At 53.3% G+C, this 24,954-nt stretch carries 29 protein-coding genes; 5 read left to right on the forward strand and 24 right to left on the reverse strand.

From position 1 onward, the window contains the following. Positions 1-19: 19 nt before the first annotated feature. Genes NST26_RS32365 through NST26_RS32380 form a run of 4 tightly spaced genes read right to left on the reverse strand, consistent with a single transcriptional unit; the run spans position 20 to position 2,107 of the window. On the reverse strand, positions 20-556 hold the full coding sequence (locus tag NST26_RS32365; protein WP_339252405.1) for a hypothetical protein: 537 nt from the start codon (positions 554-556) through the stop codon (positions 20-22). Positions 557-591: 35 nt separating this feature from the next. Further along, positions 592-864 carry a hypothetical protein gene (locus tag NST26_RS32370; RefSeq protein WP_340980710.1) on the reverse strand — a complete coding sequence of 91 codons (273 nt, stop codon included), beginning with the start codon at positions 862-864 and terminating at the stop codon, positions 592-594. Between the two features lie 34 nt (positions 865-898). Continuing rightward, positions 899-1,522, reverse strand: a complete 624-nt coding sequence (locus NST26_RS32375; protein WP_339252409.1) for a hypothetical protein — start codon at positions 1,520-1,522, stop codon at positions 899-901. A 6-nt stretch (positions 1,523-1,528) separates the two neighbouring features. Further along, entirely contained in the window at positions 1,529-2,107 is a 579-nt protein-coding gene (locus NST26_RS32380) for a hypothetical protein (RefSeq protein WP_339252411.1), read from the reverse strand. 103 nt (positions 2,108-2,210) lie between these two features. Here NST26_RS32380 and NST26_RS32385 point away from each other — a divergent pair, with 103 nt between their 5' ends. Both NST26_RS32385 and NST26_RS32390 read left to right on the forward strand, forming a co-directional pair. Next, complete coding sequence (locus NST26_RS32385; RefSeq protein WP_339252413.1) at positions 2,211-2,837, forward strand: pentapeptide repeat-containing protein; 627 nt, start codon at positions 2,211-2,213, stop codon at positions 2,835-2,837. A gap of 87 nt (positions 2,838-2,924) precedes the next feature. After that, positions 2,925-3,584: a glycosyltransferase gene (locus tag NST26_RS32390; protein ID WP_339252415.1), complete on the forward strand. Its 660-nt coding sequence runs from the start codon at positions 2,925-2,927 to the stop codon at positions 3,582-3,584. Positions 3,585-3,677: 93 nt separating this feature from the next. Here the strand turns inward: NST26_RS32390 and NST26_RS32395 are convergent, their stop codons facing one another. From NST26_RS32395 to NST26_RS32415, 5 genes are all read right to left on the reverse strand, one after another. Beyond that, positions 3,678-4,043 (reverse strand): GntR family transcriptional regulator, encoded by a 366-nt coding sequence (locus tag NST26_RS32395; protein ID WP_339252417.1) that lies wholly within the window; start codon positions 4,041-4,043, stop codon positions 3,678-3,680. Next, a complete protein-coding gene (locus NST26_RS32400; protein ID WP_339252419.1) occupies positions 4,040-4,696 on the reverse strand; it encodes an ABC-2 transporter permease in 657 nt (218 codons plus the stop codon). Before NST26_RS32400 ends, NST26_RS32395 begins: the two co-directional genes overlap by 4 nt. Further along, a complete protein-coding gene (locus NST26_RS32405) occupies positions 4,689-5,543 on the reverse strand; it encodes an ABC transporter ATP-binding protein (RefSeq protein WP_339252421.1) in 855 nt (284 codons plus the stop codon). The genes NST26_RS32400 and NST26_RS32405 overlap by 8 nt, the downstream gene beginning before the upstream one ends. 83 nt (positions 5,544-5,626) lie before the next feature. Next, positions 5,627-6,883 (reverse strand): acyltransferase family protein, encoded by a 1,257-nt coding sequence (locus NST26_RS32410; protein ID WP_339252423.1) that lies wholly within the window; start codon positions 6,881-6,883, stop codon positions 5,627-5,629. Between the two features lie 150 nt (positions 6,884-7,033). Beyond that, the gene (locus NST26_RS32415; protein WP_339252425.1) at positions 7,034-7,510 is read right to left on the reverse strand and encodes a VOC family protein; all 477 of its coding nucleotides are present in this window, start codon (positions 7,508-7,510) and stop codon (positions 7,034-7,036) included. Positions 7,511-7,609: 99 nt separating this feature from the next. On the opposite strand from NST26_RS32415, the gene NST26_RS32420 reads away from it, so the two are divergent. Further along, a complete protein-coding gene (locus tag NST26_RS32420; protein WP_339252427.1) occupies positions 7,610-8,521 on the forward strand; it encodes a helix-turn-helix transcriptional regulator in 912 nt (303 codons plus the stop codon). A 27-nt stretch (positions 8,522-8,548) separates the two neighbouring features. Here the strand turns inward: NST26_RS32420 and NST26_RS32425 are convergent, their stop codons facing one another. The 4 genes from NST26_RS32425 to NST26_RS32440 form a co-directional block, all read right to left on the reverse strand. After that, entirely contained in the window at positions 8,549-9,568 is a 1,020-nt protein-coding gene (locus NST26_RS32425) for an alpha/beta hydrolase family protein (RefSeq protein ID WP_340980713.1), read from the reverse strand. Between the two features lie 4 nt (positions 9,569-9,572). After that, on the reverse strand, positions 9,573-10,235 hold the full coding sequence (locus NST26_RS32430; protein ID WP_340980715.1) for a GNAT family N-acetyltransferase: 663 nt from the start codon (positions 10,233-10,235) through the stop codon (positions 9,573-9,575). Then, positions 10,232-11,017: a MerR family transcriptional regulator gene (locus NST26_RS32435; RefSeq protein ID WP_340980717.1), complete on the reverse strand. Its 786-nt coding sequence runs from the start codon at positions 11,015-11,017 to the stop codon at positions 10,232-10,234. The genes NST26_RS32430 and NST26_RS32435 overlap by 4 nt, the downstream gene beginning before the upstream one ends. A 64-nt stretch (positions 11,018-11,081) precedes the next feature. Beyond that, complete coding sequence (locus NST26_RS32440) at positions 11,082-11,972, reverse strand: LysR family transcriptional regulator (RefSeq protein ID WP_076080626.1); 891 nt, start codon at positions 11,970-11,972, stop codon at positions 11,082-11,084. Positions 11,973-12,117: 145 nt separating this feature from the next. Here NST26_RS32440 and NST26_RS32445 point away from each other — a divergent pair, with 145 nt between their 5' ends. Then, positions 12,118-13,272: an MFS transporter gene (locus NST26_RS32445; RefSeq protein WP_445323354.1), complete on the forward strand. Its 1,155-nt coding sequence runs from the start codon at positions 12,118-12,120 to the stop codon at positions 13,270-13,272. A 119-nt stretch (positions 13,273-13,391) separates the two neighbouring features. On the opposite strand, the gene NST26_RS32450 is transcribed toward NST26_RS32445, so the two are convergent. The 4 genes from NST26_RS32450 to NST26_RS32465 all read right to left on the reverse strand — a co-directional run bounded on the left by NST26_RS32450 (position 13,392) and on the right by NST26_RS32465 (position 17,480). Further along, entirely contained in the window at positions 13,392-14,915 is a 1,524-nt protein-coding gene (locus NST26_RS32450) for a malate:quinone oxidoreductase (protein ID WP_209868958.1), read from the reverse strand. A 174-nt stretch (positions 14,916-15,089) separates the two neighbouring features. Then, positions 15,090-16,298: a hypothetical protein gene (locus NST26_RS32455; protein WP_339252434.1), complete on the reverse strand. Its 1,209-nt coding sequence runs from the start codon at positions 16,296-16,298 to the stop codon at positions 15,090-15,092. A gap of 161 nt (positions 16,299-16,459) precedes the next feature. Then, positions 16,460-16,654 carry a hypothetical protein gene (locus tag NST26_RS32460; protein ID WP_340957091.1) on the reverse strand — a complete coding sequence of 65 codons (195 nt, stop codon included), beginning with the start codon at positions 16,652-16,654 and terminating at the stop codon, positions 16,460-16,462. A gap of 277 nt (positions 16,655-16,931) precedes the next feature. Beyond that, positions 16,932-17,480 carry a pyridoxamine 5'-phosphate oxidase family protein gene (locus NST26_RS32465; protein WP_209868961.1) on the reverse strand — a complete coding sequence of 183 codons (549 nt, stop codon included), beginning with the start codon at positions 17,478-17,480 and terminating at the stop codon, positions 16,932-16,934. A gap of 153 nt (positions 17,481-17,633) precedes the next feature. Here NST26_RS32465 and pdxR point away from each other — a divergent pair, with 153 nt between their 5' ends. Then, complete coding sequence (pdxR, locus tag NST26_RS32470; protein WP_339252438.1) at positions 17,634-19,064, forward strand: MocR-like pyridoxine biosynthesis transcription factor PdxR; 1,431 nt, start codon at positions 17,634-17,636, stop codon at positions 19,062-19,064. On the opposite strand, the gene NST26_RS32475 is transcribed toward pdxR, so the two are convergent. From NST26_RS32475 to NST26_RS32505, 7 genes are all read right to left on the reverse strand, one after another. Further along, complete coding sequence (locus NST26_RS32475; RefSeq protein WP_340980720.1) at positions 19,059-20,456, reverse strand: MFS transporter; 1,398 nt, start codon at positions 20,454-20,456, stop codon at positions 19,059-19,061. The two genes, pdxR and NST26_RS32475, sit on opposite strands and share 6 nt — an antisense overlap. Positions 20,457-20,532: 76 nt before the next feature. Further along, complete coding sequence (locus tag NST26_RS32480; protein ID WP_339315016.1) at positions 20,533-21,123, reverse strand: TetR/AcrR family transcriptional regulator; 591 nt, start codon at positions 21,121-21,123, stop codon at positions 20,533-20,535. Positions 21,124-21,262: 139 nt separating this feature from the next. Next, positions 21,263-21,532, reverse strand: coding sequence for a hypothetical protein (locus NST26_RS32485; RefSeq protein WP_036722938.1), 270 nt, complete (start codon positions 21,530-21,532; stop codon positions 21,263-21,265). Between the two features lie 441 nt (positions 21,533-21,973). Next, positions 21,974-22,375, reverse strand: coding sequence for a collagen-like protein (locus NST26_RS32490; RefSeq protein ID WP_339312143.1), 402 nt, complete (start codon positions 22,373-22,375; stop codon positions 21,974-21,976). A 126-nt stretch (positions 22,376-22,501) separates the two neighbouring features. Next, complete coding sequence (locus tag NST26_RS32495; RefSeq protein WP_340957083.1) at positions 22,502-23,053, reverse strand: GNAT family N-acetyltransferase; 552 nt, start codon at positions 23,051-23,053, stop codon at positions 22,502-22,504. 27 nt (positions 23,054-23,080) lie between these two features. Further along, on the reverse strand, positions 23,081-24,058 hold the full coding sequence (locus NST26_RS32500) for a phosphotransferase (protein ID WP_340957081.1): 978 nt from the start codon (positions 24,056-24,058) through the stop codon (positions 23,081-23,083). Next, positions 24,051-24,947, reverse strand: a complete 897-nt coding sequence (locus NST26_RS32505; protein ID WP_340957079.1) for an NAD-dependent epimerase/dehydratase family protein — start codon at positions 24,945-24,947, stop codon at positions 24,051-24,053. The genes NST26_RS32500 and NST26_RS32505 overlap by 8 nt, the downstream gene beginning before the upstream one ends. Positions 24,948-24,954: the final 7 nt, after the last annotated feature.

The following is a 24,954-nucleotide window of genomic DNA, read 5'->3' on the forward strand; positions in this document are numbered from 1 at the left end:
TCTCCCTGCTAAGGGATAATTATAGATTGTCAGGATGAACAGCAGCTGGCGCATCATTATTCATGCGCAGCAGGATATACTCAATCTCCTCCAGCGGCAGCTTCAAGGTCCGGCTAACCTCATGGAGTCCCATCTCCCGGGAGAGGAGGAGGCGTGCCTGATGGATTTTCCCTTCCAGCCAGTTGTTGGCCAGCATCCAGCTCTTCACCCGTTCCAGTAGCTCTGCTTGGGCAGTTTTACCGGCATGCTTGGTATACTTGGCAATAGATTCTGCCAGATAGCTGTACAGGTGAATGCCCAGAGCCTCGCGCTGCTCATTCTTGGACATGCGCTGGTACTGCTCATAGCTGAGGCTGATATCCAAATAGAGGGTATGATCCCCGCTGTCAAAGCGTCTGAACGTTCTCCGCTCGTAGCTATCAGGTAACACCCGGAACACAACGAAGATATCGTAGGGGAACTCCAATGTATTCGCCAGCTCCTCTAACGGCAGCAATTCATCTCTGAGTACACCCACACATGTTCCATGGGTATCCAGCGTAAAACCCAGTTGCATATTAGCACCCCTCCCCAGCTTAAGACACGCTTGAACTATTTCCCCCTTCTATAGGCATCTGCCAGCTGGACCAGATACCAGACGGCCGCACCGGTCAGGGCTGCGAACAGCAGATTAATACAGCCGAATACAAGAAATAACTTGGCTTTGCCTGGCCCGATCCGTACAGCAGCAACGAGCTGGAGAATCTCAGGGAGCAGGAACATCAGCCAGGAGACGGTGATCAGCTTTTCGGTCTTGAAGCTCCACCATACCGCACAGCACGATAGAGCCAGCACGCCCCAGGTACAGATGAACTTCAGCGCCATCTGCTCCCCTCCCTTTCATGAGTAATCCAATAGATCAGCTAGGCCCTGGTTGCCCATGGATCACGAGTCCATATTGTCTGACCATCCACGAGTCGCTTAAGTCTTGAGCCGCGTCACGGCTTATGCGTACAGAGGGCTTCTGTTCGTCCATCGCCTCCGTATCTTGCGCCGAGAAGCGGAGAGGCTTGGTTATTTTTTGAATAGAGCCGGTGATTTCCTTATACAGGGCATAGCTCAGCGGTTTGTGCTCCCGGACATCCTCATAGAGATAATACTCCCCTTGCTCATCCTGAGCATTGACCCGGTGCCCCTTAGGGCAGGAGATCAGAATACAGGGCAGCTCATTCTCTGCCCATTGCCCGTGATAGGGAATAGAAACCCCCTCATTTCTCGCAAAAAAACCAAAGCTCTCCGTATCCGGCAGAACCGACATCGAATAGATGAAGAAGGGGCGCACCCCGCTCTCTTTTTCCGTAGCTGTATAATATTGATAGAAGGCGCGATACGCCTCCACCACCTGATTCTGATCATGCTCTGTATGGGTATAATTGGTTAAATAGTACCGCACTTGCGTAGGCTCCAGAAGCTCTACGACTCTCTTGAACTCCTCGGGCGTGATGAAGAAGCGCTGCTTGTAGAATCCGCTGTTTTTTAGCATCTTCTTCTACCACTCATAGGTAACAAACCGTGCTCTGAGCGTCTCTTCATACGGCAGCCATTCCGCATCGCTCCATAGAGACATTCCAGTAATTTCGGACAGCCGCTCCACCGCTTGCCCGGGGCTGGTAAGGCTGATGAATGCGCCGAAGTTCTCCTCCTCAGCTTGCATCCCGAGCACCCGCTGCATATATTCGTCAGCTATACGCTCTTCCCGCAGGTGTTCGTATTCCTCCCGGGTCCACGGCTCACAGAAGATTCGTTCGGCCTGGATCTCCCCCTGTTCAAAGAAAGACAGCTCGAAGATCTCCTCATTCATGTATCCCGCCGTCATCACCGGCTCCTCCAGCAGCCCGGACAACGTTCTGCCAACCTTTTTCACCGTACCCCATACGAAATAATCGTGAAGCACGCTGATCCAGCCCTCGTTGCTTTGGCTTACATAGATAACTGCCTTACGCTCCGGCGTCTCAGAATCAGGATAACCCAGAACCTTGCCATGCTTGGCGATCAGCTCTTTCAAGGCTTGAAGGGTCTTGTCCAGGTCACCTGACTTGATATGCAGATTTGCAAACGATCTTCCCACGGGTGGATGGCCTCCTTTAATGGCTTGTCTATAGTTACTTGGCATACTAACATATAAACTAGATTTCATTCATTTTACCAAATTAATGTAAGGAGGGGCTACCTTGAATAAGAAATTCCTCTTGGCCAGATGGCAGGACGACCAGCTCTCTGAAGTGAACCGGCGTCTGGCCGCTATTTCAGGCAAACATAATCTCCATCAAAAGGACCGCTCCTTTCCCATCTCCCCTTATGGACAGACGGAGGCAGGACTGGAAGATTACCGGGGGGTTACTCTGATAGAGAGCATACAGTACCTCACTCTACAGGGCATTGATTTCTCTTATTCACGCTTCGAGGATGCGGCAAGCCTCAATACCTCAACGCTTACCCATTGTTGCCTGGACGGGGTCAAGCTGGACAACAGATTCGTGACCCATACCTTCAGCCACTGTTCCTTCCGGGGAGCGAAGCTGAATCGTGCCCGAATCAGCAAGGAGTTCCATGATTGTGATTTCACCGGCTGCAACTTCAGCAAAGCGATCGCTAATGATGTATCCTTCACCCGCTGCCGCTTTGACGGCGCCAACTTTCGCGGTGCCTTATTCCTGTATTGCCGGTTCGAGGAATGCAGCTTTGAGGGGGCGCTGTTTCAAGACGGCTCCATAGCTGGAAGCCGCTTTGCGGGAGAGGCACACTTGCTGCCTGAGTGGGGGAATACGATACTGGATCATGTGAAATTTGAGGAGTGATGTAGCCTGCAATAGATCCGCATATAACCATCCAACTTAGCCATAATAATACAGATTATCCCATCCCACCCAAAGGAGCAGTTGATCTTGAAAAAGCTATGGCTAATGGTGTTCACCCTCACGCTCGTATTCAATCTTGCGCAAGCCGGAGGAACGGTGCAGGCCCAGGCAGGCGGCAGCAAAAAGGCGGCGGCCTGCTGGAGCCCGCAGAAGGTGCAGCTGAGAAGTGAGATGCAACAGGTGTGGATTGACCACACCACATGGACGCACAGCTATATTGTGAGCGCCCTCAACAATAACCCGGATCAGAAGGAAGTATTGGCGCGGCTGCTAAGGAACCAGGAAGATATCGGCAATGTCTTCAAGCGTTATTACGGGGAGGCGAACGGCAATAAGCTGGCCGGACTGCTCAAGGAGCATATTCAGATAGCCGGACAGATCGTCGCGGCCGCCCAGAAAGGCAATGCGGGCGAGGTACAGAAGCTCCAGACGGACTGGCACAGGAACGCCGATGAGATTGCCCGCTTCCTGAGCGGACTGAATCCGAACTGGCCCTTCAAAGGAGTGCAGGACATGCTGTACGAGCATCTTCAGCTCGTCACGGACATCGTGCTTGATATCCTCAAGGGAGACTACGCTGCTTCCATTGCTGCCACCGATAAAAACGAGGTCCACATGATTCATTTTGCCGACCTGCTGACGGAAGGCATTGTGAAACAGTTCCCGGAGAAATTCCAGGGGAAATAGGATACGTGATCCGTGACACACACAACAAAACAGGCTTTTCACCTCCCCAAGGGATCGTGAAAAGCCTGTTCCTGCGTTTAATCTCTGCGCGCTTTAGTAGATCTTCCCCAGCAGCGCGATCACTTCATCAAGCGTAAGGCCGAAGGACTTGTAATACTGAATGTCGCCCTCCATCTGCTTCAAGACCATCTCGTTACGTATCCGCAGCATCTCATCCGGTGAGAATTCGGCCACAAAGCAGCCTTTGCCCGTTACCGTATTAATCAAGCCACTCCGCTCTAGCTCCTCCCAGGCCTTCTTCACCGTGATGACACTGACATGCAGCTCTAGGGCAGCCTGCCGGATGGGGGGTAAGCAATAGCCGCTTTCCAGCTCGCCACTAAGAATCTGTGCGCTGATCTGTTCGTGCAGCTGCTGGTAAATCGGCTTGTCGGAGGTGCTGGAGATGGTTACGTTCATAAGATCTCCACTCTGAGGAATCTCTTCACCGCAATCCGGTAGGCAAGCAGGGTGAAGACCGCGAAAATGAGGATGCCTCCGATCAGAATCGAGAACTGAAGCGCCGCATTGCCGGTCCCGGAGCCGTAGAAAATGCCGTGCATCCAGCTATTCTGAATTCCGGCCCATTGGACCAGGCCCGCGAACAGGATCGCCGCAGCCGTCGATGCAGTCGTAGCCGCGCCATACTTATATGCCGTCTTGTAATACATCGAGATAAATATAAGGTTGAACACCGCCAGCATAATGAAGCATAGGCCCCAGAAGCCCATATAAGGCGGAAAGAAAATATAAGTCAAATGCGGGTACAGGCGGAACGTAAAGATACTGAAGATCATGGCAATGAGCAGATGCATAAGCTCAAGAATGACAATCACAGCTATTCTGGACTTCACGATGTCCGGTTTGGTCACAGGCATCATCGTGCTGAATATGAGATCATTCTGGCTCTTGAATCCGCCGAACATGTTCGGTACGGTGATGAAGCAGAAATACAGCGGGACTATAAAGTAGACCCAGCCCGGAATGAGCATCAGACCGCCTAGAATTAAAGGTAATACAAAGAACCAGGGGTTAACGCCTAACTTCAAATCCTTCAGCACCAGATTATACATATACACCCTCCTTTTTGGTAAAGTAGATCATGATGTCGTCAAGAGTCGGGATGGCCGTGTTAAGCGTCCAGGCGGGATCGATATCCCGGGCATGAATCAATCCGGTGAAGCCGAAGGAGTTGATCTTGTAGGAAATCAGCTTCTCCTTCAATTCGTTAAGCTGCGACTCGCTGCCGCTAAGTAACCGGTATGACTCCTTGAACTCGTTCTTCTCGCTACTTGCCACAATCTCTCCTTGCTCAATGAAGGTGATATAATCCGCACAGCGTTCGAGGTCAGAGGTTATATGAGTGGAGAAAAGGATGCTGATCTCGCCGCCCATGATAAGCTCCTGGAAAATATCCAGCAGATCATCCCGGGAGACCGGATCGAGTCCGCTGGTCGGCTCATCCAGAATGAGCAGCTTGGCGCCATGCGACAGAGCGAGAGTCAGGCTGTATTTGACCTTCATACCGGTGGACAGCTCAGCGATCTTCTTGTTCTCGTCCAGCTTGAACCGCTTCAGATACTTGTAATACGTGTCATCATTCCAATTCTTGTAGAACTTCTTCGTGATGCCTGTGAGCGTCTTGATCCGGCTGCGGGTGTAGAAGTTAATATCGCCGAAGGCACAGCCGATGTCCTGCTTCAGCTCCATCTCATGCTCCGCGATATTCTTGCCCAGAATGTGAATCTCGCCGCTGTCCATCTGAATCATATTTAGAATCGATTTGATCGTCGTTGTTTTGCCGGCGCCGTTCACGCCGATGAAGCCCATAATATACCCCTGCTCCAGTTGAAAAGATACGTCTTTGAGCTGAAAATTCGGGTATTTCTTATTCAAGTGTCTAACATCCAAGGCCAGCATAACAACCCTCCCCAATAAATTGTGTATTCCGTGTATACACAATGTATCACGGGGATTTCACAAAGTCAACAGTCGGGTGAAGATTAGGCTGCCGTCTCCGCAGGCTTATCCTTCGGCTTGCGCCGGAAGAGCGGCTTGCCCTTAGACCAGTTAATGAACGGCTGTTCTATGGCGTAATACGAAATAGTGGCCGCTGCATACGAAATGACCACAACAGACATACTGATGCCCAGCCAGCGCCACACATCCCTGACCCCGGCAAAGTGGTAATCCTGAAGCCCGTACTTCTCGATCAGAGTAATGAACAGGTAGTGCCATATGTACAGGCCGAACGAGACCTTCGCCGTAAACCGGAAGAAGCGGTTATCCAGCACACGCCCGGCCACCCGGCTGAACGGTGCTGTGAATAGCACAATGCCAAATAGTATGGCGTAGACCGGGAACAGATACGGCTGCTGCTGGAGACTGAAATCGAATTCGCCCGCGTGGCGCATCCGCCAGATCAGGAGGCCGGCCAGGCCAAGTGCGAGCGCAGCAGCCGCATCGAACACGCCCAGCCTGCTGAGCCTTTCCACTCTGGAGCGGCGCTGCAGCAAGGCATTCGTGATGCCCGCCGCCAGAATGCCGATGGTGAAGTGGCCGAAGAAGCCGACCGGATTGTAGTTGGGCATCCAGAATTTCGCTCCGCCGACCTGGCCGTAGTCCCAGCCCCGGCCCTGCTCGCCTGGTGTAAACCAATGATGAATGAGGGCATTGGCGGCCAGCACCAACCCAAATATGGCGACCCAGAACATGATCGCCTTACTAAAGGAATGAAGTTTGCCTAGCATGAATAGTGCAGCCATGAAGAGGGGCATAAGCAGGTAGCAGAAGACCTCGAAGCTGATCGACCAGAGCGGGCCGTTCAAGTCGGAGGGGAAGAACGTGGTATAGTGGAAGCCCGATGTGAAGGTGAAGGCTGTGACAATACGCCGCCCTAAGTACTCCATCGGAATATCCAGCCTCCAGGTCAGGAGCAGGCAGACCAGCAGGGATACATAGAAGCCGGGCATAATTCTTGCGGCACGGCGCAGGGTGTACGTCCTCAAACTCGGATACGGCCTGTTATCGAGATATGCACTCCAGAAGGGAAACGACAGCAGGAAGCCGCTTAGCAGAAAAAACAAGCTGACCCCGCTGTTCCCCAGAAGCAGCACGGATTGCAGCTCCTGCAGCCAGGGCTTTTGTGCGGGCATGATCAGCTTTTGCGACAAGTGATGCAGGATGACTGACAGGCAGGCGATCGCACGAACGCCATCCGCTCCTGTTAGCCGGGTATTGCCCAGACGAATCGTTGACATCAGCTCAAATTCCTCTTTTCATGAGTGAATTCCTGAATATATGACGCAGACTGGTCTCAGGTACTCTATCTTTCCATAGATTCAGGCCAATTCCTTCAACGATTTAGGGCTTTAGAGGAGAAAATTTTACAAACTGTGATTTACGTCCCATTATTGCAATTTACTTGAATTCCCCTCCATAATCGCATCCAGAAACTGCTCGGCATCACTGTTGAATTTCCACCCTACACCATACTGGTCCACCAGCAAGCCGAAGCACGAAGACCATGGTGTAGCGGATAAAGGCATGATGACATGTCCGCCCGCAGACAGGCCCTTAAAGTACTCTTCCAGCTTCTGCTTGTCCTCCATCACCAGGCTGATCAGCATGGCATTCCCCTTCACCAGCTTTCCCATTACCGCTTGCATCGAGGGCAGAAGGTCGGACATCATAATTTTGCCGCCTGCGAATTCTATAGAGGATTCCATAATCATCGCTGACTCCTGCTCGGACAGAGGATAGTTCGGGTCCTGCGGCATATCTCCGAATTTGACCTTTTTCACCTGGGTGGCCTGTAGAGCCTCTGTGTAGAATTCAATCGCCTGTTCGGCAACACCATCGAAATTAAGATAAGCAATCGCTGACATTGAGCATAACCTCCTTCGTAAGATAAATGTAGTATAATACACGATAGGTGACGGCTATATGTCACCGTTTCGTACTCAACTCAAGAAAGAGGTAACCGGATGGACAAGGTGGAGCGGCTGATTACCATCATCATGATTCTGCTCAAAAAAGATATTGTGCCCAGCTCAGAGTTCGCACAATTATTCGGCGTGTCCAAACGGACGATTCTCCGCGATATGGAAGCGCTCAGCCTGGCGCACATTCCTATATACGCCACACCCGGCGTGCAGGGCGGCTACGGCATTATGGAAGAATACAAGATGGACAAGCGGCTGCTGAGCAGCTCCGATCTGGAGAATATACTGGCTGCGCTCGGCGGGCTGGAGCAAATTCTGATCAGCGAAGACGTTGCCATGACGCTACGAAAAATAGAAGCGATGGTTAGCCCGCTCGCTTCTAAAGGGTCGGTTCAGCTGTCCTTCTATGGCTGGGAGGGACGCGCGGAGCTTGCCGGAGCCATGAAGCTCTGTCAGGAGGCCATCGCCGGGAGCTGGCTGCTCTCTTTTGACTATACCGATAGAACAGGTACTCCCACGACACGGACAGTGGAGCCTTATCAACTTCATTTCAGTGAATCGAGCTGGTATCTGAAGGGCTTCTGCCTGGAGCGGATGGGCGCGCGGATGTTCAAGCTCTCCCGGATGGAGCAGCTGGAGCGGAAGAAACAGACCTTCAGCCCCAGAGCGGATATGCTGAATCAGGCACGGGAGGCTGAAGTTCCGCCGCAGTTAACCGAAGTGAAGGCGCTGATCTCGCCGGGGATTAAGGATCAATTCATTGAACGTTATGGCCGCAAGAGCATCGAAGCCTATAACGCGGAACAACTGCTGGCTACGTTCTATATTCCGCATCACCCGATCGGATATCAATTCCTGGCAGGCTTCGGCACCCATCTGGAGATTATGGAGCCGAAGGACTACCGTGAAGAATTCCGTAAGTACCTGCTTGAAATGATGAGCCGGTATACGTAGTAATTACGGTGCTAAGGGAGCGGGCTGCTACTCCAGCTCCTTAAGAAATTCCCCAATCCGATCCATATAGCCCGGAACTGTAATGTGGCGTGGGGCGAAGAGGCTGATCATGAGCGCTCTGAAGCTGGAATCCGCCGTCTTCTTGCTCAGCATCGAATGCTCAGCCTCCGGGAAGACCGCCACGCTCAGCAGCTCCGGCCGGACGAGCTTGCGGTACACCTGCTCTGTCTCCTGCCAGTCTACATGAATATCCTGCTGGCCCAGCAGCAACAGCACCGGGGAATGGAATTGCTTAAGATCCTCCCCTGCATCCGACAGGTAATTCTTACTGACAAAGGTCCACCGCTCCCGCGTCATCGGGTCATCTTCCTTCACTACAGCCAGATAGTCTTCATAGCTCGCCTTCTGCGCCAAAAGCTCCAAAACCTCGTTGTTAGATGCCACTTCCGCTTGAATCTCCGCTTCCGATTTCCCTTCCTGCAGCATTTGCTGCCGGGTATGATAGGCACCCTGGCGCAGCCAGTTAATAGCCGGGGAGACCAGGATGCTGAAGGCGAGCGGCTCCTTGCCCGCCAGCTTGGGAATCACCCAGCCTGCCTGACTGGCGCCCCACACCCCGATCCGGTCCGGATCGATATCCGGCTGCTTCCGGGCCCATGCAATAGCCTCGCGGGCTTCTTCCACCCGGTCATCTATACTCTGATCCAGCCAATCGCCTGCGGAACCGCCGATCCCTCTTTTATCAAGAGACAAGGAGGCATACCCCAGACTGGCTAACCGCTCCCATAGCGGCTTATATCCATCATCATGCGAGGCATTAATCGGCCCGTCCCCATGGATGAAGAGCACAAGTCCCAGCTTGCCGGAAGATTGCGAAGCCTCCTTAGGCAGTACCAGCGTACCCGTCAACTTGCCTTCGGGCGACGCAATCTCGATGGCCTGCTCCGTCATCTCAAAGCGGTTCTGCTGCACAATATACTGCCCCGCACCGCCAAGGACCAGCACTACAATTAGCAGAGATATCCATAGTGTCTTCGTTGCCCTCATTTCTTTATCCGCCCCTTTGCTGAACCCTGTATTCCCAGCGCAATTCATTGAACAATAAGTACAGGGTATAACGTGTCTCCCGGGCTTCCGTGTGGAAGGACCACTTCCCGTATAGCTTACGGGCATGCGGGTTACCGGCTGATACATGCAGGCTGAGACGATTCAGTCCCGGGTCTGTATCCACAAGCTTCTGCACCCACTCTACAAGCAGCCTTCCTACCCCTTTGTTCTGATGCTCCGGGTGGACCGCAAGGTCGGTAATATAACACTCGCCTGCTGCCGGGGTATGGTCTAGTACATAGAGGCCGATCAGCATTCTGATCATGCCCCGTTTGCCTAATAGCTGTGAGGTTCCCGGTAAAGGAGGCGTCTGCCTTTTCCCCAAAAGGCGGGCTTCAGGTGTACACTTAATCGCGATGCTGCCAATCACCTGGCCTTGCTGCACAGCAACCATCCTGTGTGTATAGGGATCAGCCGGAGCATACTGAAGCAGCAACTCGAAGCACTCTGCCAGCTCTGCCTCCTTCAGCCTGATCCGGTTCTGGAATTTCCCTTGAAAAGCTTGAGCCAGCAGCAGCCCCACCGCACGATTATACCTCGCCTCCATAGGTTCGATAGTTACTGGCGCTGTACTTATTGACGTTGTACCTGTTGGCATCGTTCTCATACGGAACCTCTCCCTTCCACAGGTGCTGCCGGGTAGATGCAGGCCCTCAGCTCATAATGCAGCTTGCCCGGAACGAACAGGGAGAGATAAGAACGTTCGATGACCACCAGCGGTCCCGCGAGAGGAATCACTTGTGCAGCAGCATGCTCCAGTAATTGACTGATCCACTGCTCCAGCTCCTCCTCGCGGGCCACACATTGCAGAGTCAGATACTCCCCGTCCGGCAAAATCACCCCGCCCGCATCCGGCTGCTCCAGACACAAGGTTACCGCACCCGACTCCTCCAGCACATAATACATATCCGATTCGAACAGATCCGGTATCCCTGCCGCCTGCTCCGCAAGCAGCGCTGCACTCAGCTTCCTGTGTGAATCCAGCTTCAGCACCTGCATAAGACTTGTAGCCTTACATTTCTTGATCTGAAAGGTCTCAGGCGAGGTGCTGTAGCTCTGCTGTTCCTCCAACATTTTACGGATGAACTGCCGGAGCTCCTGAAGACGCGCCAGCTCCTGTTCAATTCCTTCGAGAGAGTTCTCCAGCAGCCCGCGATGCTGCTCCGGACTATAGGTCATACATTCGTTAATCGACTGAACAGGCACTTCAAGCTTGCGGAGCAGCAGGATATGCGCGAGCTGATACACTTGTTCCATACTGTACATTCTGTACTGATTCTCACCGGTATAAGCAGGCTGCAGCACACCCTTCTCTTCAAAATACCGGATCTGGTGGACCGACACATTCATCAGCTTGGCCAGTTCACTAATCGTTATTTCATTTCTCATCCTAATCACTCCCCGGACTGCGGCTTGGAATAGCTCTACGATACACCCTGGGTCTGACCTAAGGTCAAGGGGAGGATTCGAGATCCCGGGCCAGATGGATAAAAGCCTCAATTGCCGGGGAGAGCCACTTCTCCTCATGCCAGAACATTTGGGTGGCAAAAGATACTGCGGTCAAATCCCACGGCAGGGAGATCAGCTCCCCCCGCTTCAATTCTTCGCTTACGGCCATTTCAGGGAGGATGGCGATGCCCATGCCCAGCTTCGCACATTGTTTGATGGCTTCTGCGCTGTGAAACTCCAATTCCGTAATGCCCGCCATCCCCTTCTGCGACAAGCTGCGCTCGAAGAAGCTGCGGTAGGAGCACCCTTGCTCCGTCAGCAAGAACGTTTCACCGTGGAAATCCTCGATAGCCAGCGCCGGGCGCGACGCCAGCGGATGATCGGGAGCGGCCAGAAGGCAGAAGCGTTCCTCCCTTATTTTTTCTCCGCAAAATCCGCTCTCGCCCTTCACTTCATCCAGCATGAAGATCACATCGACATCCCCGTCCCGCAGACTCTGTCTGAGGCTTGGACTCACGAGCGGCAGGAAGATCAAGCGTACTCCGGGATGAAGCTGCCGGAACTTCTGCAACACAGCGGGGAGCCGGTAGGTGCATAATGTCTCATCTGCGCTAATCACGATGGTGCCTGTCAGCTCGCCGGGCTGCTTGAGCGCGTGCTGCGCCTCCTCCACCATACACAGGATGTTATCCGCATAACGCAGGAACGTTTTTCCGGTATCGGTTAACGTGACATTTTTGCCGAGCCGGTCCACCAGCTTCACCCCCAATTCTTCCTCCAGGGCCTTCATTTGCATCGTAACCGTTGAGGGAACGTAGTTCTGCGCTTCGGCGGCGCGGGCGAAATTGAGTGTGGAAGCCAGCGTATAAAAGGTTTTAAGTTGGCGTAATTCCATCTGTGTCACTCCTTCATTCAAAAAAAATGAACGTTCCATTCAGAAACGTTTCTTTGACTTAACCTTAGCAGCATCGTAGAGTGATGACAAGAACGGCGGCCGATTCCGTTATGCATGTACAAGGATATGAAACCACAAGGAGCGAATGAACTTGAATAACCGATTGACGATATATATTCTGGCACTTGCCGTTTTTCTGATCGGGACGATTGAATATATTATTACCGGCGTCATTGAGATGATGGCGGCAGATCTTAGCGTATCCACCTCTGAAGTGGGGCTGATGGTGACCGTATTCGCGCTGTCCGCAGCGATTATTGCCCCGGTTCTCATTGCACTCACCCTTAATATGGACCGCAAAAAGCTGCTGCTGACCGCCCTCGGCGTGTTCATTGCCAGCAACGGGCTGATGCTTCTGAACCTGCCCTATGAAGCTATGCTGGGGGTGCGGGTTATCCAAGGGGCAAGCGGGGGCATAGCGACCGTAGTCGCTATGGCTGTAGCTACACGGCTCGTGGAGAAGGAACGCAGAGGCAATGCGATTGGCATTATTCTGATGGGACTGAGCAGCTCGCTGGTTCTGGGCGTTCCGGCCGGCACTTTTTTCAGCGAACACTTTGGGTGGAGGGCTCTGTTCATCATCGTCGGGGGGCTGAGCCTTGTTCCGCTGTTCATCATCTCTGCCAAGGTCCCTGCCATCAAAGAAAAAGAAGCCGTCACCCTCAGGATGCAGCTGTCTGTGCTGAAGGATTCCAGAATTGTTACTGCTCTGGCGATCACCTTACTATATGTAGGGGGTTACGCTACACTCTTCACTTATATTACCCCTTACCTGCAGGCCGCATCCTCACTGTCTGTGACCGAAATCAGCGGGGTGCTCTTCCTGGCGGGGGTCTGCAGCTTCATGGGCTCCAAGTTAGGCGGGCAATTGGCTGATTCCAAAGGATCGAAGTTCACCATAATTACGGGACTTCTGTTACAGGCAGCCACGCTCCTCCTGTTCGCAATGGCAGGCGTTCATGTGATCGTCCTCCTCCTGATCCTGATGATCTTCATGCTGGGGACCTGGAGCATCTCCCCCGCGCAACAGCTCCTGCTGGTCACCCTGGTTCCCCGGAACCCGGATATGGCCCTGAGCGTCAATACCTCCTTCATCCAGTTCGGCTTCGCGCTGGGATCGGGCCTAGGCGGCTATGTGATCAGCCGTACCTCTGTGCTCCACCTGAACTGGGCGGGTCTCGCGGCTGTAGCGGTGGCTCTGATTCTGGCCATCCGGCTGTTCAAGACTCATAAGGCTTGATCGCCCTTGAAGTACTCAGAGATGGACACAGGAAGACAAAGAGGCTATCCCAAGGGATGGCCTCTTTGCATGTATATAAGAGCTGACAGGCTGGTGGTCAGCCGTACGCTCTCTATTGCCTACAGATGGTTGACCGCGGCTGGCGGCTCATGCCCATCTGTTCCATTCGTCAGGCCCAGCGTGTGCGCTGCGGAAGCATGAATGTCGTTCAATAGCTTCGGGTTAGCGGACAAGGACATGCCGTAGGCAGGAATCATTTGCTTGATCTTCGGCTCCCAGGCCTTGATCTGCTGCGGGAAGCACTTGGTGATTACCTCCAGCATGACAGAGACGGCCGTTGATGCTCCTGGAGAGGCTCCCAGCAATGCGGCGATGGAGCCGTCCGCACTGCTGATCACTTCCGTTCCGAATTGAAGCATGCCTTTACCGGCTGCTGTATCCTTAATAATCTGCACCCGCTGGCCTGCCACCACCAGCTCCCAATCCTCGCTGCTAGCATCCGGGATGAACTCCCGCAGCGCTTCCATGCGCTGTTCTTTGGACAGCATGACCTGCCCGATCAGATACTTGGTCAATGACAGGTTTTTCGCTCCTGCTGCAAGCATCGTAACCAGATTATCCGGCTTGACCGAGGTAATCAGATCGAACATGGAGCCGTATTTCAGGAACTTGGGCGAGAAGCCGGCAAACGGCCCGAAGAACAGGGATTCCTGCTTATCGATCACCCGGGTATCCAGATGTGGAACAGACATCGGAGGCGCACCCACAGCAGCCTTACCGTACACCTTGGCATGATGCTGGGCTACAATCTCCGGCTTCTTGCAGACCATGAACAGTCCGCTTACCGGGAATCCGCCAATCTTTTTACCTTCCGGTATGCCGGATTTCTGCAGCAGATGCAGGCTTCCTCCCCCGCCGCCGATGAAGACGAACTTGGCGTTATGACGCTCTGTTACGCCGCTGGCGAGATTCTTCACCTTCAGCTCCCAGGAGCCGTCCTGCGCGCGCTTCAGGTCATCCACCTGATGATTATACCTAATATCGGTGTTATTGCTCTGCAAGTGGTTGAACAGCATACGGGTCAGTGCGCCGAAGTTCACATCCGTTCCCGAATCGATTTTGGTAGCCGCTATCGGCTGGTCCAGCTTCCGGTTCTTCATCATCAGCGGAATCCATTCCATCAGCCGCCTTGGATCATCGGAGAATTCCATGCCTTGAAATAGCGGACTATTTGAAAGCGCTTCATATCGTTTTTGTAAAAATGCAACGTCCTTCTGTCCTTCCACAAAGCTCATATGTGGCACAGGTACAATGAAATCCTGCGGATTGTGTATTCGTTTCTGGCTCACCAGATAGGACCAGAATTGCTTGGAGAACTGAAATTCCTCGTTCACCTTAATCGCCTTGCTGATGTCAATCGATCCGTCCGGCTGCTCTGTAGTATAGTTAAGCTCGCAGAGTGAGGAATGCCCCGTTCCCGCATTGTTCCATTCACCTGAACTTTCCTCCCCCGCACCCGCACGCCGCTCAAACACGGTTATTTGCCAATCCGGTACTAATTCCTTTAACAGTGAACCAAGTGTTGCACTCATGATTCCAGCACCAATTAAAATAACGTCTGTTTTTGTTTGTTGGTTGCTCATATTATACCGTCCTTCTACCCTACGATTTGCAGGAAGGATGCAGGCACTCCTGCTTAGGCGCCATAGCAAGCCAGCGCGGACCAAGTCACACACCGTTTGGATCAATCCTGATCCTAGTTTATCACTAATGAAACTAAATTTTAAGATTTATCTTAATTTTTATAAACTTTTTAATTAATAATCACGCGCCGCATCGAACCAGCCCTGCGCCGCTTCCTCTGTTATAGGCTGGCCGAGCTGGTGCTCTGACTGGCTGAGCTGCCATACCGCTTCGCCCAGGTCTTCCCTCTCGGTAGTCTCGATGCCCTTCAGCGAATTGAAGCGCAGGGTGAAGGCGGTAATGGCTGCTTCCGCCTCTTCAAGATTGCGGGCCTCCGCCATAGCTGCTTGTGCAGCATCGTAGGCTTCGTTCGCCAGCTTGGCCAGACGCTTCGGCCAGGCGGAGAATGGGCGGCCGTACTCGCTCACCCACCACTCAGGCTTTCTCAGCTGGCTCACCGAGGCATACTCATCCCAAGGGCGCATCTTGGCCCGCGCCTTCATCTGTTGCCTTAGACGCTTGCCGCCGGCCTCTTCCACATTGAAGGCAATGAACCGGTCCAGCAGCGGCCACGTATCCAGCGAAGGCAGACCGTCAAGCTCCGGCATGAAGCGCAGCTCCAGGCTGGTCAGCCCGGTAAGGCGGGCAAGTGCGTCAAGATCACAGAAGCTGCCCCACAAGCTCAGGGATTCCAGGTTCGGAAACTGCCCCAGACCCGCCAGCGAGATGGGCTGGCCCAGCGGCGGGCTATTCAGCGTCAGGTTGGTCACACCCTGCAGCTCACCCAGATCCGGCAGCCGGTACGGCGCATCGCTCCTGCGCCGGCTCATATCCGGTACTAAGGCCAACGTAGTCGGCAGATGGCCGGAGGCCGAGATGCGGGTCAGATCGCCGGACAGGCTCAGGTTGTACAGCTTGTCCGGCAGCTTCATGCGGAGTAATCCGCCGGACTGCTGGCTCATTGTAATATTCAAGCCGTAGATATCTGCCCGGCTGGCATCCATCTCCGCAGCCTCCGGCAGCACCGGGGTCCAGCTTATACTCTCAATAGGCCGCCGCTCCGCCCACTCCAGGAAGCCCGTGTCAACGCCGGTATAGCTCAGATAACGCGGCCAAGGGGAGCCGGCCGGGGTGGCGAAGGGTTCGAAGACGGACCAGTTGATGCGCTCATCCGCAGCGACCAGCATCTCTGCCTGTGGCTTCGACTCCATGGGGCCGATCGATAAGCTGCCCATACCGGGCTTGCGGTCAAGCGTGTGGCTACCGGGCCCCGTCAGATCAAGGACATACCGTCCGGGTTCTGTAATCGGAGCCGGGGGAAGAGCTTGGTTATCTGTGGACATTTGCTTCATCCTCTCTGCTTGATCCTACCTGTATTCTCGATACTACTAATATTCTCCATACTACCTTTGTTTGCTATATTAACTCAACCATACGATATCCTGGGGCTCACAGCAACTTTGACGGCCCTCTATCCTGTACATATCCTATGCCAACTGCGGTCTCATCCAATTGTAATCGATTTTTCGATTACATTTGGCCCATGCGCCCCCACCAGGCCCATTGTAATCGGTTTTCCACTTACATTTCCGTCCATGCCCCTCTCGCGGCGCATTGTAATCGGTTTTTCGATTACATTTCCGTCCATGCCCCCCTCGCGGCGCATTGTAATCGGTTTTTCGATTACATTTCCGTCCATGCCCCCCTCGCGGCGCATTGTAATCGGTTTTTCGATTACATTTGGCCCACGCGCCCCCACCCGGCCCATTGTAATCGGTTTTCCACTTACATTTCCGTCCATCCCCCTCTCGCGGCGATTGTAATCGGTTTTTCGATTACATCCGCCCCAGCACATCGCCCGCCCCGCGCAATGGTGTTCGGTTTTTTGCATCCATTCCGCCCATGCCATAACGCGAACAAGCCCGGGCCGTTACCGGCCCGAGCGCTCATTCTCTATTTAGTTTGCCGTGCAGCAATCACACGCTCTGCCCTTCATTCGTCCCTGCCTTGTACATACTCTCTGCTTCAACCGGATTCTCTTTGGCTGTCAGATGCTGCGGAGTGATCCGGTACACTTGTACGGGTCCGCCGTACACAGCCGACCGGTATTTCTCGACATGCTGCTTGGACAGAGGCCGGTTATAGTATCCGGGCACATACTTGTTCATCATCTCCTGCAGGACCTGCGTAGCCTCATCCAGATCCGTCACTGGCTCTGCCTGCCCGAAGACCATCACGCTCATATAGGCAGTATCCGTCTTGGCGGGCACGGGATTCGTGATTGTCCCATACTCCTCACAGACTGTGAAGCATACCTCTGAGTTCTCACTCATCACCTGATTGCGTCTTCCATCCCCGGCCCCGTGGATATACAGCTTCCCGTCCATCCACACATAGTTAAGCGGCACAACATACGGGAGATTACCATCCGCTAATCCCAGAAACCCAATTCTCGCCTGCTTCAAAAACTGTTCAATCCTCGCCTCATCCTTACATTCCCTGACCTTGTAACGAACCGGATTCATATCGAACCCTCTCCTTCCCGCGTCCTCCGCGTATACGTTATTCGGTAGTATATCAGCTATTGGATTGTGCTAAAATATCCAAAGAACATAGTTTCGACCAATCCATAATTTAGGCACTGCACCGAAACAACAAACGGGAGGGGACTTCTCACAATGTTCGTCAACCGCAACGACCCAAGTCCGATCTGGCAGCAACTGCTGAATCAGGCCATTCACAATATTACACAAGGCATCTGGACCCCGGGTGAGCTGCTGCTCCCTTCCCGTGAACTCGCAGAGCAGCTTGGAGTTTCCCGCTCCACGGTGCAGCTCGTCTATGAGGAACTGCTGAGCAGAGGGTATACCATAACCTCCCGGCGGGGCGGAACACGGGTAAGCCATTGGAACCCGGTTCCTGAAGCGGCACAGGAGGAGTCGGTGCCGGAAGGACCTGTTCCACCTTTAATTCCCCTGCTGAACTCAGCGGTAGATCAGCTGCAAGACTGGTTCGGAGGCCATCAGCCTCAGGAGGTGATGATCGATTTCACCCCCCACGAGCCTTATGTGGATAGGACCTTCCAGAACCACTGGCGGCAATCTCTGCTTCACGCCTCTGCCGCAATGGACGTATCCGATTGGTCCTACGGCAATCCCTATGGTCTCCTGCCGCTCAGGGAACAGATTCAGCGTTACTTGCTGCTTGAGCGGGGCATACGGATTGAGCTCAATCAGATTCTGTTGACCTCAGGAGCGCAGCACAGCCTTGACCTGATTGCCCAATCCCTGCTCACGGAAGGAGATACCGTCTCTGTGGAAGATCCCGGCTTCCCTGCGGCATGGATGGCGATGAATTACCGGCGGATGCACGTAGCCCCTGTCCCGGTAGACGGACATGGCCTTGTGGTTGACCAGCTTCACCCGGAATCGCGGCTGGTCTTCGTAACTCCATCGCACCAGTGCGCCATAGGCTCCGTGATGTCAGAGCCGCGCAGGCAGCAGTTGCTGCATCAGGCCGTGCAGGAGCAGCTATGGATTATAGAGGACGGCTATGACAGTGAATTCCGCTACCGTGGCGACCCGCTGCCCACGCTCTATAGCCAGGCGCCGAATAATACCCTGTATATGATGAGCTTCTCTAAAATGATCGCCCCGGCCATCCGTATCTCGGCGATTGTCGGCCCGGCGCGGGCCATTGCCCAGCTGGCCCGCGTACAGGAGCTGACCTACCGCCACCTTCCGGTGATGGACCAGCTCACCTTGACCCATTTTATTCAAAAAGGGCACTTCATGCGCCATATGCGCAGAGTCCGCAATGTGTACCGCCGCAGACATGAGGCCATCACCAAGGCGATAACCGCAAACGGTCTAGCCGAGCGGTTCACCCTGAGCGGAGCAGAGACGGGACTGCATGTCTTCCTTGAGGCAGAATCAGACTACGATGAGGAAGCCGTGACCCGGTTAGCCCTGGAGCAGGGAATCCGGGTATATCCTCTTGCACACTACTGTCTGGAGAGCCGCAGGAAGGGTTGGGTGCTGGGGTTCGCCAAGGTGGATGAGACCTTGATTGAGCAGGGGATTCACCGGCTGGCCGGGCTGTTATTATAAGCCCCTGCTTATGGTCCCGGATGATCTGCTCTCCTTGCGCCCAAACTGCACATAATAAACCATGCTCACCGCAATAACCAGAACAGCAAGCACCGCAAAAATATTACTAAACACAAAGGAAGCCTCATTTCCAGGTATAGGATTGAACGCCGCTGCCTGGGCACCGGAGTCGAGCACCTTGCCCAGGACCGCCGTCGATGTAGCGGCTGAGATGAAGGTGAGCATGGAGAACAGCCCCATCCCCACTCCTGTCTGCTCTGGGGTCAACGTCCGCGAAACCGTATTTGACATAGCAATCTGCATGAACGACTGGCCCAGCACACAGAAGATCAGCGAGATGGAGACCAGAACCGCAGAGCCTCCAGCTACTGAAGACAAACACAGGAAGCCTATCCCCAGAAGCGAGGCCGCCGTATACACGAGCCGAGGATTCCCGTGCTCATCTGCCAGCTTGCCGCCCTTACGGCCCAGAACCGTGGTAACGATAGCTGCCGGCAGCATGATGATCCCGACATAGGCGGGAGACAGACCGTTTACAAGTGTCAGCAGCTGCGGGATGAGATATGGAGAGCTGAAGCTGATGCCCGTAATGCAGAAGGTAATCATCAGGATGATCGAATACTGCCTGTTGCGGAAAATATCGGGATGGATAAACGGAGCCGCAGCGGAGCGGATACGCAGAATAAACAGGAGGAGCATCAGAACCGCTGCCAGCGCAAACGGGAAGCTCCCGCTCGTTAATGCCAATAAAATTGCCGTTACCGCCCCAGCCAGCAATATGCCGCCAAGCCAGTCCATCGGACCGGCCTTTCCTGATTCATCATCCTGCAGATATTTGCGGTAGACCGGCAGTGTCAGCAGCGACAGCAACGGAATGAGGAACAGAATCCGCCAGCTCCAGGCGCTGATGACCATACCGGCAATAATCGGCCCCAGCGCGGTACCCAAGGCTATCCCAATGGCAGACGTACCCAGCGCACGGCCTCTTTTCTCGGGAGAAAAGTAACGGATCGGGATGATCATAGCCATAGCAGGGATCACGGAAGCCCCGGCTGCCTGAATTACACGACCCGCAATAATCATCCAGTATTCGGTGGCGGCAACGCCAGCCATAGACCCCAGGACAAAGAGCAGTAATCCATAGGTCAACAGGTTCTTCAGCCGGTACTTCTCCGTCAATTTGCCGAAGGTAACGGCACCAACAGCATATACAATCATATAACTGGTAATGACCCAGCTTACCTGAGATGGAGATAATTCAAATTGCTTACTGATCGTCGGCAGCACAATATTGAACATATTCGCATTCATTGATGAAATCACCAGGATAAAAACGAGCGCGCGCATTAACACATTCCCTTTGATATCAGGGGCTACAACATGGTTCTTCATAGGTGGTGCTCCTCTCTCCATATATCTATTCGATAAGGTAAGTCAGTACTTACTGTCATTTCATTCAAAAAAACAACTAGGGTGTTAAAGCCCTAGTAAAGGTCTGGACACTTGCCGTGATGAATTCCTCCAGCGACACCGAAGTGAAATTCCCCTCATCGTCCAGATTGTTCAGGAATGCGCCATAATTCATCACCATAAATTGCACAGCCTGCACTCTGGGATTCCCGGGAATCAGCTTCCCCCGCTCGGTCATGGCCTTGAAATAATCCGTCAGATTCCGCATCAACTGCTCCGGGGCGGTTCTGCTATACTCCTTAAGACCGGGGAGTTGATCCCCTTCCTTGATAAATATCATGTTCATCTTCCGGTTGCGGTTCATAATCTCATGATACGTCCGGCTGACCAGCAGCAGATCGGTATGAAGATCCCATACAATGCTCTCCTTGAACAGCCTGGCCATATCTTCGGTATAATGAAACCGGTCGAAGGCCCGCTCCAGCAGGTTCAGCTTGGTTCCGAACTGGCGGAACAGCGTCTTCTCGCTTAAGCCTGCCGCCGCCGCAATCTCCTGGGTGGTCACACTCTTGTAGCCCTTCTCTGCGAACAGATCAATGGCAGCGGTCAGGAGTTTATCACTGGTACTTAGCGATTTGCTCTCCATCATCATATTCCTCATTTCAAAAAGTTGACTGTCAGTACTAACTGACATATTAGACTAAGAATACACCCTGCTCCCGAATTTAGCAAGGTGTATCGTACTGCCCGCTACCCGCTTAAGCCGTTTCCAGCTCAATACGCTTGTCCTATTCTAACAGCGAGGTAACGCCCAATGCAGCAAATAGGAGCAAGCCCAGCCCCAGCAGAATGCCTCCCATCAGCGAATACCGTACCTCCCGCTGAAACGATGCGGTGCCTGGGCCTCCAGGTGCCGGCGGGCCGGGCTGGGCTACCGCGCCTTCCAGACGGGTACGCCTGCCCGTGCGCCGCCGTTGATAGCCAATAATGAGTAATACAATCCCCAGCAGACTCAAGAAGCTGCCAGGGTAGACGAATGCCATCCACAGGTTGTCCATAGTACACCTCCCTGTCCGTGATCTTGATCTATACTTAACCAAGTCACGGTACGCCAAACAGGGAGATGCCGCCAGGCTAGAAGCCCATCAAAGTTCAGCTTTTGAAAATTACTTTAACTAATCGCTTGCTGAGGGTTTACCGCGCCGCGATTAAGGTAAAGGGAGAGGCTTAATTGCAATCTGTACAACTAAATCGCCGGATATGTCGCCAAATCTCTGTTTAGCTGTATTTCGTGCAATTAAAATGCCTCTATACCTGGATTTTCGCCCATTCGGGCAAATGTAGTTGTACAAACTACAGTTAGAAGAGGAAAGCCTTCCATTTCACTGTTTTTAGTTGCACCGAATACATTTATCTCTCATGGTTCGCTACGAACTGAATGCATCCTTTACTCCATGGGGTTCTTTACTTGCTAAAGGTGGCTTCCTTCCAGAATTCAACTAGAAGCAGGTGAACGAGCTAACCCGGTTCAAATCAACGCCGTAGTATCCCCAGAAGAAGCCATTCCATCTGAAGCCTGCGACCGAACTTCTGCCCACGAATACCGGGTAGAACCAGAACTGCTCACCATTATTCAGCCAGATATAAGTGTTGCGGAACAGGCATCCTCTGATGCCCCCGGGGTCAACCGCATAAGCCGTGACCGCTGGTGCTTGCGGTACGAATTGCGGCGGTGGCGCCGTCGGTGCGGCTACTCCTCCCGGCGCACCCCCGGGCGTCCCTGGAAATCCTCCGGGCCCTCCGCCTGGAATCCCCGGCCCTCCCGGCAAGCCTGGTCCACCCGGAAATCCCGGTATCCCCGGAAATCCTCCGCCGCCTCCCGGCACTGGTATAAATCCCATATCTATCGCTCCTCTTTCGTTTCATTAGGCATAATCATCATATGCATTCGCGGAGAAGATGCCTGGGCGGATGCCCAGGTGCAATGGGCTTTTAACAGCATCCCGCCTAGCGGAGGGCAATCGGTGTTACAGCTCCTTTTTCACCCGGCCATAATAATCCGGCAGCTCAAAATCCTTGACCGCAATATATCCGTGCCCAGATAGTGCAGCCCGGCGCTCAACCGCAGAGTGGATGGCTTTAGTCATGATCCATTCCACACCGAACTCGTGGTAGAAATGATCGTGCGCCAGCTCCAGGACAGCACTCACGACCTCTTTTTTCTCATAAGCACTCATCACATCTATGCGCAGTACGCCATGCACCCCATAGCCGGGAGCCTCCCCGCGATTAAACATCTCCACACTTCCGATGATCTCGTTAGTAGAATTCCAGATGATCGTCATGCGGACAAACTGCTCTGTGTCATAGCTGTACTTCCAGAAATCAAGCGCCTGCTTCATCCGCTCCGCTGTTGGATAGTAGAACGTATCGCCGTTGCAATTATCCGCGTTGAACAAGGGCACCGCCTTCTGATCTGAGTAACAGTTAAGCAGACCTGCAACATCCTCCTCTTGCACCGGCCGCAGCGTGATCTGTTCATTTTTAAATACCGGACAATGCTTAAAGATGGTGTACATCCCCGTCTTCCTCCTCCTCATGGATCATCAGACTATATCGTAAGAGCGGAACTCATCAATGAACTCCTCGAGCCAGTCTTCCGTATAATCCAGCGCCCCGCTATCACTGATGAACTCGACATCAAGTCCCATCACCCACAACCGGCGGGCAATCATAAACAGATCAATTACTGATTCATCTTGTTCGGAGAAGTCTCTGACCGAGCGGTAGCCCGACATTAACGCCTGCCACAGCGGTTCCTTCTTCTCCTGAGGCAGGCGTTTTCTATGCCGGACCTGGGCCAAGTCGTAGGCGCGCCACCCTTGTGCCGCCCATTCAAAATCATAATGCGTGAACGTATCTCCTTCCTGGAAGGCATTGTTATTCCCGTGCAAATCTCCGTGGCAGATGCCCCAGTCCAGGCCCGGACTAGCAGTATTGATCCGTTCCGTTAATGCACCGGCGAACTCGCGCAGGTACGCAGCAGAGCGGTGTCCCTCACCGAGATAATCCACAATACGGTCCAGCGGCTGGGAGATCAGAGCGCGGGTATCCAGATCCGGTCTAGGCAAATCTAAGGAGACCCTGTCCATGGCAGCATGCAATTCAGCAGCGGATTTTCCGAAGGAAGCACATGATTCCTCATCATGCAGCACGTTCTCAGTGCCTGTCAGATAGCTGTAAATCACGGCAACTCTCGGGCCCTCCGGCGCATCGATGACCGTATATAAGCTGCTGTTCTTTTGAGGGAGGGGAACGGAAACCTTTGTATTTACTGCGCTTAATTGGTGTTCCAGCTGAGTCAGGAGGGACAATTCATAGACAACATCACTTTCAGCTATCGATTGGCGGTAGATCCGAAGAATATAAGTGCCTCTGCCGGTACGGATTCTGTAAGTATCGTTCAAGCCGCGTAACCAGAACAAGCAATCTCGCCAATCTCCAATGTCGTACAGAGGACTAAGGCAATATTCCAAATACTTTGGATCTAGAACGGAACGCATGGCCGTCGGTTTTTTATACATTTAGCTCTCCCCTAGCTTGCTGCTCCAGCCGGACAACGGTCTCCTCGAACGTTTTGACCGGACTGTAGCCGAGCTCGTTTTTTATTTTGTCGCAACTATACGCCGTTCTTATGGGGTCTCCGCCCGGTATAATGAACTTCTTGCTCAGGGCAAGCCCGATACGCATCGTAAAATCTTTTTCCGGATAATTTCCGTCAATTGCGTTATAGCACTGGTTCACAGCCGCAGGCTGCGTCGCTGCCAGTACACACATCTCAGCCAGGTTGTCCGCATGCACCCAAGGCGTTAAGTCCTCCGGATGAATCCAGTCCACTTCCCCGGAATCAGCAAGCTTAGTGATCAGTCGGTCGCCCCAGTGCGAGTTGGATTCGGAGCAGATCACTCCAGGACGCAGGATCACACTTGTCAAACCGTTAGCCCTTGCAGCTTGTACAATCCGTTCCGATTCACATTTGGTTGAAATGTATACCTCCCCGTGGCCGAAGGCAAGGCTGCTAGCCTCATCCAGCTCCACCTCTCCATCAAAATGACCATAGACCGATACTGTAGAAATATGCACGAAGCGTTCCACTCCCGCAGATACAGCACCGTCAACCAGACTCTGAACCCCCTGAACATTGGACGCCTCGGCAATCGCCCGGTCCTCCCCCAGATACGCCGCAGCGTGAATAATAATATCCACATTCCGAAGCGCTTCCACAATAAAAGCTCTATCTGTCAAGTCTCCGATGACGGGTGTAACGCCGAGCTCTTCACATAGCGCAATCTGGTCCGCATTTCGGATAAGTCCCTTGACCTCGGCTCCCTCGCTAATACACCTTCTGGAAATTTTATCTCCTGCCGTGCCCGTAACGCCTGTGACGAGAACGACTTTATCTCGAAGTCTCATTGAGATC

The sequence above is a fragment of the Paenibacillus sp. FSL R7-0128 genome (assembly GCF_038002245.1).
GTDB lineage: Bacteria > Bacillota > Bacilli > Paenibacillales > Paenibacillaceae > Paenibacillus_AQ > Paenibacillus_AQ silagei.

Bases quoted from the DNA above. Each gene is read 5' to 3' on its own strand.
- NST26_RS32430 (WP_340980715.1), bottom strand. From the start codon at position 10,235: ATGAGAACGATGCCAACAGGTACAACGTCAATAAGTACAGCGCCAGTA.
- pdxR (WP_339252438.1), top strand. From the start codon at position 17,634: ATGTTCGTCAACCGCAACGACCCAAGTCCGATCTGGCAGCAACTGCTG.
- NST26_RS32495 (WP_340957083.1), bottom strand. From the start codon at position 23,053: ATGTACACCATCTTTAAGCATTGTCCGGTATTTAAAAATGAACAGATC.
- NST26_RS32480 (WP_339315016.1), bottom strand. From the start codon at position 21,123: ATGATGGAGAGCAAATCGCTAAGTACCAGTGATAAACTCCTGACCGCT.
- NST26_RS32370 (WP_340980710.1), bottom strand. From the start codon at position 864: ATGGCGCTGAAGTTCATCTGTACCTGGGGCGTGCTGGCTCTATCGTGC.
- NST26_RS32395 (WP_339252417.1), bottom strand. From the start codon at position 4,043: ATGAACGTAACCATCTCCAGCACCTCCGACAAGCCGATTTACCAGCAG.
- NST26_RS32455 (WP_339252434.1), bottom strand. From the start codon at position 16,298: ATGTCCACAGATAACCAAGCTCTTCCCCCGGCTCCGATTACAGAACCC.
- NST26_RS32435 (WP_340980717.1), bottom strand. From the start codon at position 11,017: ATGAGAAATGAAATAACGATTAGTGAACTGGCCAAGCTGATGAATGTG.
- NST26_RS32420 (WP_339252427.1), top strand. From the start codon at position 7,610: ATGGACAAGGTGGAGCGGCTGATTACCATCATCATGATTCTGCTCAAA.
- NST26_RS32365 (WP_339252405.1), bottom strand. From the start codon at position 556: ATGCAACTGGGTTTTACGCTGGATACCCATGGAACATGTGTGGGTGTA.
- NST26_RS32400 (WP_339252419.1), bottom strand. From the start codon at position 4,696: ATGTATAATCTGGTGCTGAAGGATTTGAAGTTAGGCGTTAACCCCTGG.
- NST26_RS32485 (WP_036722938.1), bottom strand. From the start codon at position 21,532: ATGGACAACCTGTGGATGGCATTCGTCTACCCTGGCAGCTTCTTGAGT.
- NST26_RS32445 (WP_445323354.1), top strand. From the start codon at position 12,118: ATGAACTTGAATAACCGATTGACGATATATATTCTGGCACTTGCCGTT.
- NST26_RS32375 (WP_339252409.1), bottom strand. From the start codon at position 1,522: ATGCTAAAAAACAGCGGATTCTACAAGCAGCGCTTCTTCATCACGCCC.
- NST26_RS32410 (WP_339252423.1), bottom strand. From the start codon at position 6,883: ATGTCAACGATTCGTCTGGGCAATACCCGGCTAACAGGAGCGGATGGC.
- NST26_RS32460 (WP_340957091.1), bottom strand. From the start codon at position 16,654: ATGGACGGAAATGTAATCGAAAAACCGATTACAATGCGCCGCGAGGGG.
- NST26_RS32475 (WP_340980720.1), bottom strand. From the start codon at position 20,456: ATGAAGAACCATGTTGTAGCCCCTGATATCAAAGGGAATGTGTTAATG.
- NST26_RS32450 (WP_209868958.1), bottom strand. From the start codon at position 14,915: ATGAGCAACCAACAAACAAAAACAGACGTTATTTTAATTGGTGCTGGA.
- NST26_RS32425 (WP_340980713.1), bottom strand. From the start codon at position 9,568: ATGAGGGCAACGAAGACACTATGGATATCTCTGCTAATTGTAGTGCTG.
- NST26_RS32465 (WP_209868961.1), bottom strand. From the start codon at position 17,480: ATGAATCCGGTTCGTTACAAGGTCAGGGAATGTAAGGATGAGGCGAGG.
- NST26_RS32490 (WP_339312143.1), bottom strand. From the start codon at position 22,375: ATGGGATTTATACCAGTGCCGGGAGGCGGCGGAGGATTTCCGGGGATA.
- NST26_RS32500 (WP_340957081.1), bottom strand. From the start codon at position 24,058: ATGTATAAAAAACCGACGGCCATGCGTTCCGTTCTAGATCCAAAGTAT.
- NST26_RS32440 (WP_076080626.1), bottom strand. From the start codon at position 11,972: ATGGAATTACGCCAACTTAAAACCTTTTATACGCTGGCTTCCACACTC.
- NST26_RS32405 (WP_339252421.1), bottom strand. From the start codon at position 5,543: ATGCTGGCCTTGGATGTTAGACACTTGAATAAGAAATACCCGAATTTT.
- NST26_RS32415 (WP_339252425.1), bottom strand. From the start codon at position 7,510: ATGTCAGCGATTGCTTATCTTAATTTCGATGGTGTTGCCGAACAGGCG.
- NST26_RS32505 (WP_340957079.1), bottom strand. From the start codon at position 24,947: ATGAGACTTCGAGATAAAGTCGTTCTCGTCACAGGCGTTACGGGCACG.